The following is an 11,207-nucleotide window of genomic DNA, read 5'->3' as shown; positions in this document are numbered from 1 at the left end:
GGCGAAGAGGGCCTTGAGCTGTGCGCTGGGCTGGAGGGCGCTATCGCTGGCAAGCCAGCTCCTACGGGAGGCGACGCTGTTTTTGTAGGAACCGGCTTGCCGGCGAAGGGGCCTTGAGACGAGCGCCGGGCGGGTGGACGCGATCGCTGGCAAGCCAGCTCCTACGGGTGTTTTAGAAATCGCCCCAGAGTTGTTGGGCCACGGCCAGCGCTACCACGGGGGCGGTTTCGGTGCGCAGGACGCGAGGGCCCAGGCGGGCGGGCAGGAAGCCGGCGCCGTGGGCCTGTTCCACCTCGGCGTCGGACAGACCGCCTTCCGGGCCGATCAGGAAGGCCAGGGTGGCCGGTTTGGCGTGGCTCTCCAGGGGCTCGGCCACCGGGTGCAGCACCAGCTTGAGGTCAGCTTGGGTGTGCTTGATCCAGTCCGCCAGCAGCAGCGGCGGGTGAATCACCGGGACGCGGGAACGCCCGCACTGTTCGCAGGCGCTGATTGCCACTTGGCGCCAGTGCAGCAGGCGCTTGTCGGCCCGCTCATCCTTGAGCCGCACTTCACAGCGCTCGCTGAAAATCGGCGTGATTTCGCTGACCCCCAGTTCCGTTGCTTTCTGAATCGCCCAGTCCATGCGCTCGCCCCGGGACAGGCCCTGGCCGAGATGAATCTGCAGCGGCGACTCCACTTGCCCAGCGAAGCTTTCGTCGAGTTGCACCACCACGCGTTTTTTGCCGACTTCCCGCAGCGTGCCGCGAAACTCCGTGCCCGAACCGTCGAACACTTGCAGCGCGTCGCCTTCGGCCATGCGCAGCACGCGCCCGATGTAATGGGCCTGGGCTTCCGGCAATTCGTGCTCGCCGAGGCTCAAGGGGGCGTCGATAAAGAAACGGGACAATCTCATCTGGGTTCTCTGTGCGGTAGAAGCCGGCTTGCCGGCGATAAACGATGGTGCGGTGTTGATCGAGGTGCTTCGCTGGCAAGCCAGCTCCTACGGTAAAGGGTGCAGGAGCTGGGCAGTGGGCTCAGCCCGGGTCGCGGAACCCGGGGTGGAAGTCCTTGGGCACCGACACACTGACGCGGTCGCTGGTGGCGATGTCGATGCCTTCGCTGGCGACCTCGGCGAGGAAGTCGATCTGCTCCGGGGTGATGACATACGGCGGCAGGAAATACACCACGCTGCCCAGGGGCCGCAACAGCGCGCCGCGCTCCAGGGCATGCTGGAACACTTTGAGGCCACGTCGCTCCTGCCATGGATAGGCGGTCTTGCTCGCCTTGTCCTGGACCATCTCGATGGCCAGGACCATGCCGGTCTGGCGCACTTCCGCGACATTCGGGTGGTCCGCCAGGTGTGCGGTCGAGGTGGCCATGCGCTGGGCCAGGGCCTGGTTGTTCTCGATCACCCGGTCCTCTTCGAAGATGTCCAGGGTCGCCAGGGCCGCCGCGCACGCCAAGGGGTTGCCGGTGTAGCTGTGGGAGTGGAGGAAGGCGCGCAGGGTCGGGTAGTCGTCATAGAAGGCGCTGTACACGTCGTCGGTGGTGACCACGGCGGCCAGCGGCAGGTAGCCGCCAGTCAAGGCCTTGGACAGGCACAGGAAGTCCGGGCGGATACCGGCCTGTTCGCAGGCGAACAGGGTCCCGGTACGGCCGAAGCCCACGGCGATTTCATCGTGGATCAGGTGCACGCCGTAGCGGTCGCAGGCTTCGCGCAGCAGCTTGAGGTACACCGGGTGGTACATGCGCATGCCGCCGGCGCCCTGGATCAGCGGCTCGACAATCACCGCGGCGACGCTGTCGTGGTGCTCGGCCAGGGTCTGCTCCATGGCCGCGAACATGTTCCGCGAATGCTCTTCCCAACCCATGCCTTCCGGGCGCAGGTAGCAGTCCGGGCTCGGCACCTTGATGGTGTCCAGCAGCAGGGCTTTGTAGGTTTCGGTGAACAGCGGCACGTCGCCCACTGACATCGCCGCCATGGTTTCACCGTGGTAGCTGTTGGTCAGGGTGACGAAGCGTTTTTTGTTCGGTTGCCCGCGGTTGAGCCAGTAGTGAAAGCTCATCTTCAGCGCGACTTCGATGCACGATGAGCCGTTATCGGCGTAGAAGCAGCGAGTCAGGCCTTCAGGGGTGATCTTCACCAGGCGCTCGGACAACTCGATCACCGGCTGGTGGCTGAAGCCGGCGAGGATCACGTGCTCCAGTTGGTCCACCTGGTCCTTGATGCGCTGGTTGATGCGCGGGTTGGCGTGGCCGAAAACGTTGACCCACCAGGAGCTGACCGCGTCGAGGTAACGCTTGCCTTCGAAATCCTCCAGCCACACGCCTTCCCCGCGTTTGATCGGAATCAGTGGCAGTTGCTCGTGGTCTTTCATCTGGGTGCAGGGGTGCCACAACACCGCGAGGTCACGTTGCATCCACTGGTTGTTCAGGCCCATCGTCTATCTCCTCGAAGCGGTCCTGCGGCGGACGCAGGCAAAACAGTCGCGCAAGCCTATGCAATGCCGGGCTGTGTCACAACCTATTGAGGTTCGGAAGAATAAATTCGCAGTAAACATAGGACGGTCTGTCACGTTTTTTGGGGATAGTCCTTAATCCATCGTTAACGTACTGTGCCTACCCTTAAGATCATATTTCTCGATATTTCAAAGCGAAATTTTCCGCTTTAATTCGATAGGTAAATCGCTAGTCTTGGGCAGCAGTTCTTACAGGATTTAAGTCATGCAGCTACGTAATTCCGCTTCGCGCTACGGTTGGGTAAGCATTGTTCTGCACTGGGGCGTGGCCTTGGTGGTGTTCGGCTTGTTCGCCCTGGGCCTGTGGATGGTTGGCCTGGACTACTACAGCACGTGGCGCAAAGACGCACCGGACCTGCACAAAAGCATTGGTCTGACGCTGTTTGCAATCATGCTGTTGCGGGTGCTCTGGCGCTTTATCAGCCCGCCACCGCCAGCGCCGGCTAACCACGGGCGTCTGACTCGCCTGGGGGCCAAGTTCGGCCATGCATTCCTTTACCTCATCCTGTTCGCTGTGATGATTGCCGGTTACCTGATTTCCACTGCAGACGGTGTTGGGATCCCGGTGTTCGGCCTGTTTGAAGTACCCGCACTGCTTTCCGGGCTACCGGACCAGGCGGATGTAGCAGGCGAGGTGCATCTGTACCTGGCCTGGGTGATCGTGATTTTCGCCGGGCTGCATGGCCTGGCCGCTCTGAAACACCACTTTATCGACCGTGATGCGACCCTGACTCGTATGCTGGGCCGCAAAGCCTGAAGTTCAACCTCGACTCAAAAGGAATAGAAGCATGTTGAAAAAGACTCTCGCCGCTCTGGCCATCGGTTCCGCCCTGTTGTCCGCTGGTTCGGCGATGGCTGCTGACTACGTAATCGACAAGGAAGGCCAGCACGCCTTCATCGACTTCAAGATCAGCCACCTGGGCTACAGCTTCATCACCGGTACTTTCAAGGACCTGGACGGTAAGTTCAGCTTTGATGCGGCCAAGCCTGAAGACGCCAAGATCGAAGTCAATGTGCGCACCGCCAGCGTGTTCACCAACCACGCCGAGCGCGACAAGCACATCGCCAGCAAAGACTTCCTGGACGTGGGCAAGTTTGCTGACGCCAAGTTTGTCTCCACCAGCGTCAAGCCAACCGGCAAGAACGCCGATGGCAAGCTGACCGCCGACGTGACCGGCGACCTGACCCTGCACGGCGTGACCAAGTCGGTCGTGGTCAAGTCCACCTTCCTGGGTGAAGGCAAGGATCCATGGGGCGGCTACCGTGCTGGCTTCGAAGGCACCACCACCATCAATCGCCAGGACTTCGGCAAGATGATGGACCTGGGCCCGGCGTCCAACAACGTCGAGCTGTACATCACCTTCGAAGGTGTGAAAGCGAAGTAATAATCCTCGCTTGCAGCAAAACGCCGACCTTGAGTCGGCGTTTTGCTGTCTGGGCCCCGGCTTGTCGCTGCGCAACGAAAAAACGCCCCCGATCTTGCGATCGGGGGGCGTTTTTTGTGCCTGGCTGAAACGAACCGTTAACGGTTACGGGTCAGCAGTGCCGGTTTTTCACCACGAGGACGGCCTGGCAGTTGATCCAACTGCTCAGGTGTTGGAAAGCGGTCGGCTTTCGATTCCTTGTGGATGATCTTCGGCGCAGGACCACCGCGCGGGTTCTGCACGGCTGGCTCGGACGAGCGTGGCTGATCATCACGGGCCGGGCGACGGTTGTTGCTGCGCGAGTCTTCGCGACGGGCCTGGCCGTCACGGGGGGCGCCATTGCGCGGGCCGCTGCGCTTGGCCGGCGGAGTGCCGGTGGTGCCGCCGCTGCTGTTGCGCGGGCCATTCTGGCGACCGCCCTGTGGCTGGCCGCCACGTGGAGCACCGCTGCCGGCACCCGCGCCTTGGGCCGGAGCACCCGGACGGCGACCACGGCCTTGGGCCGGCTTCTGTTGTGGCACGTAGTCGACACGGTTACCGAAGTTGTCGATATCGTCGTCCAGGAACTCGTCAGGCGCACGATCAGCGGCGGCGCGTGGCGCTGGCTGGCGCTGTTCGCGGGCCGGAGTCCCTTCGCGGGGCTTCTGCTCACGGGCTGGGCGATCGCCACGAGCGGCAGGTTTATCCTTGCCGCCCTTGTCTTTGCCCTTGTCCTTGCGACCGCCGCCGCCACCGCCGCCGTTCGGGCCATCGCCACGAGGACCACGGGCGTTGCGCGGGTTACGCACGTCAGGACGCTCGCGGACTTCCGGTTTCTCGGCTTCCACAGCGCTGGCATCGAAGCCCATCAGGTCGCCGTCGGCGATTTTCTGCTTGGTCATGCGCTCGATGCTTTTCAGCAGTTTTTCTTCGTCCGGCGCCACCAGGGAGATGGCTTCGCCCGAACGACCGGCGCGGCCAGTACGGCCGATGCGGTGCACGTAGTCTTCGTCGACGTTCGGCAGCTCGAAGTTGACCACGTGAGGCAGTTGGTCGATGTCCAGGCCACGGGCGGCGATATCGGTCGCTACCAGGATCCGCACTTCACCGGCCTTGAAGTCGGCCAGGGCTTTGGTGCGGGCGTTCTGGCTCTTGTTGCCGTGGATGGCGACAGCGGTGAGGCCGTGCTTGTCCAGGTACTCGGCCAGGCGGTTGGCGCCGTGCTTGGTGCGGGTAAAGACCAGGACCTGTTCCCAGGCGCCGGCAGTGATCAAGTGCGCCAGCAATGCACGCTTGTGGCTTGCGGCCAGGCGGAACACCCGCTGCTCGATACGCTCGACCGTGGTGTTCGGCGGCGTGACTTCGATGCGCTCGGGGTTGTGCAACAACTTGCCCGCCAAAGCGGTGATGTCGTTGGAGAAGGTTGCCGAGAACAGCAGGTTCTGGCGTTTGGCCGGGAGGCGTGCGAGGACTTTCTTCACGTCATGCACAAAACCCATGTCGAGCATGCGGTCGGCTTCGTCCAGCACGAGGATTTCCACGTGGGACAGGTCGACGCTGCCTTGACCGCACAGGTCGAGCAGGCGGCCAGGGCAGGCCACCAGTACATCGACGCCACGGGCCATGGCCTGAACCTGCGGGTTCATGCCGACGCCGCCGAAGATGCAGGCGCTGACGAACTTCAGGTCGCGGGCATACAGCTTGAAGCTGTCATGCACTTGCGCGGCCAGTTCGCGAGTAGGGGTCAGGACCAGTACGCGCGGTTGGCGTGGACCGTGACGCTGGGATTTGTCCGGGTGACCATTGGGAAACAACCGCTCCAGGATCGGAAGGGCGAAGCCGCCGGTTTTACCAGTACCTGTCTGTGCCGCAACCATCAGATCGCGACCTTGCAACACGGCGGGAATGGCCCGCTGTTGCACCGGAGTAGGCTGGGTGTAGCCGGCGGCTTCGATCGCGCCGACTAAAGCCTCGGAGAGACCGAGGGAAGCAAAGGACATGAGTAATCCTGTTTTAGTGAGGGCTTGGCCCAAAGGGATAGTCTTACCGGGCGTGAATGGCGTTTAAGGGGACGCAATCCCGTCCGGTCCTGCTGAGATCTCTGAAGGCGGGTCAGCGACGGCTCGCGCGGGCTGTTGAGCTGCGCTGTAGCGGTGTCGAGAAGCCTTGAACAGGGGCCAGCGTCCGGGCGTGAGCCTGGCGGGAGGCCGGAGTATAACAGAGCAATCACGGTACGCTGCTTTCCTGCTGCTCAACGGTTTTTTCTGATGTCGCCGGGGGCGTGCTGCCTTTAAGCCTTGCGCCATATCGCGCGCTCAGTTCGGCGTAAGCCGGTTCACGCTTGAAACGCTTGAGCTCGGCGGCGAAGCGTTGCACCAGGAGGTCCATGCCGGCGTTGCGGCGCACGGCGAGGAATTGGCCCTGGCGGGTCAGCACAAAGGGGTTCTCGGTGACCTGGTCGCGGATCTTCAGGGTGTCGAGCAGGTAATGCCCCACCCGGCGGTCGGTAATCAGCAGGTCGATGCGTCCCAGCAGCAGCTTGCCGAAGTTGGCTTCCTGGGTGGGGGCAGGTTCGCGTTTGAACAGCGGCGAGTCGTTGAAGTCGTCGGTGTACAGGTAGCCCGGGGTGGTGCCGACGGTCAGGCCGCGCAACTCGTCCAGGTGCTTGAACGGGTGGGGCCGCTGGTTGGCGTAGAACATCACGAACTCGACGTCCGAGAGCGGTTCGCTGGGGTAAAGCAGGAGTTTTTCTCGCTCTTCGCGATGAAAGATATCCAGCACAGCATCGGCTTGCCCTTGCTCTAGCATGGCCAGGCAGCGCTTCCAGGGCAGGAATTGCCACTGCACTTCGATCCCCATGCGTTGGAAAACAATGGCCGTGGTTTCGTAATCCAGGCCCATGGCCTGGCCATTTTCCTCGTAGGCGTAGGGCGGCCAGGGGTCGGTGACAATGCGCAACTTCTCGCCGTGGGCCATCAGGCTCAGGCAAGTGCAGAGAAGGGCTATCAGCAACCGGGGAATGGCGAGCATGGCGGGAGATTACGCTGAGGCATCATGAAATAGCTAGAGGTGCTGCTGACCGCTCTAGCTCAAGGCCTGCGCATAAAAAAGGCCCCGGTTTGCGCCGGGGCCTTCTTGGCCGGAAACCGTCGCCGATCAGCGCGGCAGTTTCAGGTTGTTCCAGATGGCCAAACTCGGTTCGGCCTGGTTCAGGGTGTAGAAGTGCAACCCCGGTGCGCCGCCTTGCAGCAGGCGTTCGCACATTTCGCTGATGACCTGCTCGCCGAAGGCCTGGATGCTCGCGGTGTCGTCACCGTAGGCTTCCAGTTGCTTGCGGATCCAGCGCGGGATCTCGGCGCCGCAGGCGTCGGAGAAGCGGGCCAGCTTGCTGTAGTTGGTGATCGGCATGATGCCCGGCACGATCGGGATGTTGACGCCCATTTTCTGCACGCGCTCGACGAAGTAGAAGTAGCTGTCGGCGTTGAAGAAGTACTGGGTGATCGCGCTGTCGGCGCCGGCATTGGCCTTGCGTACGAAGTTGAACAGGTCGTCTTCGAAGTTGCGGGCTTGCGGGTGCATTTCCGGGTAAGCGGCGACTTCGATGTGGAAGTGGCTGCCGGTTTCTTCACGAATGAAGCTCACCAGGTCGTTGGCGTGGCGCAGCTCGCCGCTGGCCATGCCCATGCCGGAAGGCAGGTCGCCGCGCAGGGCGACGATGCGCTTGATGCCGGCTGCCTGGTACTGGCTCAGCAGGCCGCGCAGGTCGTCCTTGCTGTCACCGACACAGGACAAGTGCGGTGCCGCAGGGATTTTTACTTCGCTCTCCAGTTGCAGCACGGTGTTGATCGTGCGGTCACGGGTCGAGCCACCGGCACCGTAGGTGCAGGAGAAGAAGTCGGGGTTGTAGCCGGCCAACTGACGGGCAGTGGCGAGCAGTTTTTCATGCCCAGCATCGGTCTTGGTGGGGAAGAACTCGAAGCTGTAGCGACGGTCTTGGGACATAGGGCCTCCAGCAGTGAGCTGCAGGCTTCAAGCGGCAAGAGGGCGGTGCGCCGACTCCTGCATTTGAAGCCCGCGGCTCACAACTGCAAAAAACGATGAAGAAGCAGGCCTCAAACCTCAAACAGCAAGCAAGCCAACCGCTCTTGCTTGCCGCTTACAGCTCAAAGCTTGCCGCTGCTCTTAGTACCGATAAGCGTGCGGCTTGAACGGGCCTTCGACGGTCACGCCGATGTAGTCGGCCTGGGTCTTGGTCAGTTGCGTCACCACGCCGCCGAAACCGCGGACCATTTCCAGGGCCACTTCTTCGTCGAGTTTCTTCGGCAGTACTTCAACGGTCAGGCGCTCGGCTTTCTGGGCAGGCGACAGGTCGGCGTACTTCTGGCCGAACAGGAAGATCTGCGCCAGTACCTGGTTGGCGAACGAGCCGTCCATGATGCGGCTTGGGTGACCGGTGGCGTTGCCCAGGTTCACCAGGCGGCCTTCGGCCAGCAGGATCAGGTAGTCGTCGTTCTGTGGGTCGAAATCGCCCGCGCCGGTGCGGTGGATCTTGTGCACTTGTGGCTTCACTTCTTCCCATGCCCAGTTCTTGCGCATGAAAGCGGTGTCGATTTCGTTGTCGAAGTGGCCGATGTTGCAGACAACAGCGCGCTTCTTCAGGGCTTTGAGCATGTTTGCGTCGCAAACATTGACGTTGCCGGTGGTGGTCACGATCAGGTCGATCTTGCCCAGCAGGGCTTTGTCGATGCTGGCTTCGGTGCCGTTGTTGATACCGTCGATGAACGGCGAAACCAGTTCAAAGCCGTCCATGCAGGCTTGCATGGCGCAGATCGGGTCAACTTCGGAAACCTTGACGATCATGCCTTCCTGGCGCAGGGACTGGGCCGAGCCCTTGCCCACGTCGCCGTAACCGATGACCAGCGCTTGCTTGCCGGACAGCAGGTGGTCGGTGCCGCGCTTGATGGCGTCGTTCAGGCTGTGACGGCAGCCGTACTTGTTGTCGTTCTTGCTCTTGGTCACCGAGTCGTTGACGTTGATGGCCGGGATTTTCAGCTCGCCCTTGGCCAGCATGTCCAGCAGGCGGTGTACGCCGGTGGTGGTTTCTTCGGTCACGCCGTGAACACGGTCCAGCACAGCTGGGTACTTCTTGTGCAGCAGCTCGGTCAGGTCGCCGCCGTCGTCGAGGATCATGTTGGCGTCCCAAGGTGCGCCATCCTTGAGGATGGTTTGCTCCAGGCACCACTCGTACTCTTGCTCGGTCTCGCCTTTCCAGGCGAATACCGGGATACCGGCGGCGGCGATGGACGCGGCGGCCTGGTCCTGAGTCGAGAAAATGTTGCAGGACGACCAGCGCACTTCGGCACCCAGGGCAACCAGGGTTTCGATCAGCACGGCGGTCTGAATGGTCATGTGGATGCAGCCGAGGATTTTCGCGCCCTTGAGCGGTTGCTCACCGGCGTACTTGCGACGCAGACCCATCAGGGCCGGCATTTCCGACTCGGCGATGATGGTTTCACGACGGCCCCAGGCAGCCAGGGACATGTCGGCGACTTTGTAGTCGGTAAAATCTGCAGGCGTGTTTACAGCGCTCATGAAGAGCCTCCATTCGTAAGTATGCGAATGGGCGCCGTTGTGCGTTTAGTGCCGAGACAGGCAGCCCTGTATCAACAACGCCCCATCCGAGCCTGACAGGTCATGCCTGCTGCAGCGCCCCTCGGACAGGTGGCGGGAAAACGGTATCAAGTGCAGATGACCGTTTTGAAACGGTGGCGATTATAGCGTTCTTTGAGTGGCGAGGGGCAAGCTTCAAGCGGCAAGTAAGCGCCACTCGGTTTTTACTTGCAGCTTGTGGCTTGAAACTTGAAGCTGGGGGCATTAACTACCCTCTATCCACCCCCTCAGAGGCCTGCGCCCCATGAACTTCCACACCCGCAAATGGGTAAAACCTGAAGACCTCAATCCCAACGGCACCCTGTTCGGCGGTAGCTTGTTGCGCTGGATCGACGAAGAAGCGGCGATCTACGCCATTGTCCAGCTGGGTAACCAGCGGGTCGTCACCAAGTACATTTCGGAAATCAACTTTGTCAGCGCTTCGCGCCAGGGCGACATCATTGAGTTGGGCATCACCGCCACTGAATTCGGTCGCACCTCGATCACCCTCACTTGCGAAGTGCGCAACAAGATCACCCGCAAATCCATCCTGACCGTCGAGAAGATGGTGTTCGTCAACCTCGGCGAAGACGGTCTGCCAGCCCCCCACGGCCGTACCGAAATCAAGTACGTCAAAGACCAGTTCCAGGACGAAGCCTGACACCACCCGTAGCCGCCGGCTGGCCGGCGGATGCGCCCGATCATCGCCCTCGCCAGCAGGCAGAGCGCCGCCCGGCTGCTCCTACGGAACAGCCCTGAACCCCGCGTGTCGTAGCTAAAATGACTCGCCAGGTTCAGGAGCTTTATGGACGCCAAAAACGACGGTAAAACCCCCGGTCTGTCGGCCGAGGAGCAGCAAGAAGTCGACCATAACCAGCCACCGCGAGCCGCGGTCCTGCACGAGATCATTCGCACCCAGGGTGACCAGGAACTGGAGCGCACGGTGGCCGCCCTGTGGTGGTCAGCGCTGGCGGCCGGCCTGACCATGGGCTTGTCCCTGATGGGCATGGGCCTGCTCAACTCGCGCCTGCCGGACGGCGAAGGCTTCAAGGTGATCGCCAGCTTTGGCTATTGCGCGGGCTTTCTGGCGGTGATCCTCGCGCGCCAGCAACTCTTTACCGAAAACACCCTGACCGCCGTGCTGCCGGTGATGAGCAAGCCGAACCTGAGCAATTTCGGGCGGCTGTTGCGTTTGTGGAGTGTGGTGCTTGTGGGGAATCTGTGCGGCACCTTGCTGGTGGCCTACGTGATGCTGCATCTGCCGATTTTCGACACCAAGACCGACCTGGCCTTTCTCGACATTGGCCGCAAGGTCATGGAGAACGACAGCGGACAGATGTTCGCCAAGGGCATCATTTCCGGCTGGATGATCGCCACCATGGTCTGGATGATCCCGTCCATGGAGAGCGCGAAGATGTGGATCATCATCCTCATCACCTACCTGATGGCGCTCGGGGATTTCACCCATATCGTCGTGGGGTCGGCCGAAGTCTCATATTTGGTGTTTGCTGGCGAATTGCCGTGGCGGGATTTCTGGTGCGTGTTTGCCGGCCCGACCCTGGCGGGCAACATCATCGGTGGCAGTTGCATCTTCGCCTTGATCAGCCATGCCCAGGTGCGCAGTGAAAGTGGCCAGCCCAACAAGGCAGCGGATCGG

Annotated in this window: 10 protein-coding genes and 1 riboswitch; of the genes, 4 read left to right on the top strand and 6 right to left on the bottom strand. The window is 61.7% G+C overall.

Annotation, left to right across the window (positions count from 1 at the left end; all coding sequences use genetic code 11):
* Positions 1 to 172 precede the first annotated feature (172 nt).
* Both M1B35_RS31780 and M1B35_RS31775 read right to left on the bottom strand, forming a co-directional pair.
* On the bottom strand, positions 173 to 892 hold the full coding sequence (locus tag M1B35_RS31780; protein ID WP_123327599.1) for a 16S rRNA (uracil(1498)-N(3))-methyltransferase: 720 nt from the start codon (positions 890 to 892) through the stop codon (positions 173 to 175).
* Between the two features lie 121 nt (positions 893 to 1,013).
* The gene (locus tag M1B35_RS31775) at positions 1,014 to 2,420 is read right to left on the bottom strand and encodes an adenosylmethionine--8-amino-7-oxononanoate transaminase (RefSeq protein WP_268264064.1); all 1,407 of its coding nucleotides are present in this window, start codon (positions 2,418 to 2,420) and stop codon (positions 1,014 to 1,016) included.
* A 283-nt stretch (positions 2,421 to 2,703) separates the two neighbouring features.
* Here M1B35_RS31775 and M1B35_RS31770 point away from each other — a divergent pair, with 283 nt between their 5' ends.
* Together M1B35_RS31770 and M1B35_RS31765 are read left to right on the top strand one after the other, a co-directional pair.
* Entirely contained in the window at positions 2,704 to 3,255 is a 552-nt protein-coding gene (locus M1B35_RS31770; protein ID WP_268264063.1) for a cytochrome b, read from the top strand.
* Positions 3,256 to 3,286: 31 nt separating this feature from the next.
* Entirely contained in the window at positions 3,287 to 3,883 is a 597-nt protein-coding gene (locus M1B35_RS31765; RefSeq protein WP_123327596.1) for a YceI family protein, read from the top strand.
* Between the two features lie 137 nt (positions 3,884 to 4,020).
* On the opposite strand, the gene rhlE2 is transcribed toward M1B35_RS31765, so the two are convergent.
* The 4 genes from rhlE2 to M1B35_RS31745 all read right to left on the bottom strand — a co-directional run bounded on the left by rhlE2 (position 4,021) and on the right by M1B35_RS31745 (position 9,493).
* The gene (rhlE2, locus tag M1B35_RS31760; protein WP_268264062.1) at positions 4,021 to 5,901 is read right to left on the bottom strand and encodes an RNA helicase RhlE2; all 1,881 of its coding nucleotides are present in this window, start codon (positions 5,899 to 5,901) and stop codon (positions 4,021 to 4,023) included.
* A gap of 226 nt (positions 5,902 to 6,127) precedes the next feature.
* Complete coding sequence (locus M1B35_RS31755; RefSeq protein WP_268264061.1) at positions 6,128 to 6,931, bottom strand: substrate-binding periplasmic protein; 804 nt, start codon at positions 6,929 to 6,931, stop codon at positions 6,128 to 6,130.
* 126 nt (positions 6,932 to 7,057) lie between these two features.
* On the bottom strand, positions 7,058 to 7,903 hold the full coding sequence (gene metF, locus M1B35_RS31750; RefSeq protein ID WP_123327593.1) for a methylenetetrahydrofolate reductase [NAD(P)H]: 846 nt from the start codon (positions 7,901 to 7,903) through the stop codon (positions 7,058 to 7,060).
* 180 nt (positions 7,904 to 8,083) lie between these two features.
* Positions 8,084 to 9,493: an adenosylhomocysteinase gene (locus M1B35_RS31745; RefSeq protein WP_123327592.1), complete on the bottom strand. Its 1,410-nt coding sequence runs from the start codon at positions 9,491 to 9,493 to the stop codon at positions 8,084 to 8,086.
* 22 nt (positions 9,494 to 9,515) lie between these two features.
* Positions 9,516 to 9,622: riboswitch (S-adenosyl-L-homocysteine riboswitch) on the bottom strand.
* 193 nt (positions 9,623 to 9,815) lie between these two features.
* Here M1B35_RS31745 and M1B35_RS31740 point away from each other — a divergent pair.
* On the top strand, positions 9,816 to 10,211 hold the full coding sequence (locus M1B35_RS31740; RefSeq protein ID WP_123327591.1) for an acyl-CoA thioesterase: 396 nt from the start codon (positions 9,816 to 9,818) through the stop codon (positions 10,209 to 10,211).
* Between the two features lie 144 nt (positions 10,212 to 10,355).
* Positions 10,356 to 11,207: formate/nitrite transporter family protein (locus M1B35_RS31735; RefSeq protein WP_268264060.1), on the top strand; the 852-nt coding region annotated here is incomplete at its 3' end.

The sequence above is a fragment of the Pseudomonas morbosilactucae genome, assembly GCF_023241665.1.
In the GTDB taxonomy this organism is placed as follows: Bacteria; Pseudomonadota; Gammaproteobacteria; order Pseudomonadales; family Pseudomonadaceae; genus Aquipseudomonas; species Aquipseudomonas morbosilactucae.
Note: the sequence above shows the minus strand (reverse complement) of the source record. Positions and strands in the feature narration are given on the sequence as shown.

Excerpts from the sequence above, each read along its gene's own strand:
- M1B35_RS31755 (WP_268264061.1), bottom strand. The coding sequence starts at position 6,931 with ATGCTCGCCATTCCCCGGTTGCTGATAGCCCTTCTCTGCACTTGCCTG.
- M1B35_RS31740 (WP_123327591.1), top strand. The coding sequence starts at position 9,816 with ATGAACTTCCACACCCGCAAATGGGTAAAACCTGAAGACCTCAATCCC.
- M1B35_RS31770 (WP_268264063.1), top strand. The coding sequence starts at position 2,704 with ATGCAGCTACGTAATTCCGCTTCGCGCTACGGTTGGGTAAGCATTGTT.
- M1B35_RS31780 (WP_123327599.1), bottom strand. The coding sequence starts at position 892 with ATGAGATTGTCCCGTTTCTTTATCGACGCCCCCTTGAGCCTCGGCGAG.
- M1B35_RS31765 (WP_123327596.1), top strand. The coding sequence starts at position 3,287 with ATGTTGAAAAAGACTCTCGCCGCTCTGGCCATCGGTTCCGCCCTGTTG.
- M1B35_RS31745 (WP_123327592.1), bottom strand. The coding sequence starts at position 9,493 with ATGAGCGCTGTAAACACGCCTGCAGATTTTACCGACTACAAAGTCGCC.
- rhlE2 (WP_268264062.1), bottom strand. The coding sequence starts at position 5,901 with ATGTCCTTTGCTTCCCTCGGTCTCTCCGAGGCTTTAGTCGGCGCGATC.
- metF (WP_123327593.1), bottom strand. The coding sequence starts at position 7,903 with ATGTCCCAAGACCGTCGCTACAGCTTCGAGTTCTTCCCCACCAAGACC.
- M1B35_RS31775 (WP_268264064.1), bottom strand. The coding sequence starts at position 2,420 with ATGGGCCTGAACAACCAGTGGATGCAACGTGACCTCGCGGTGTTGTGG.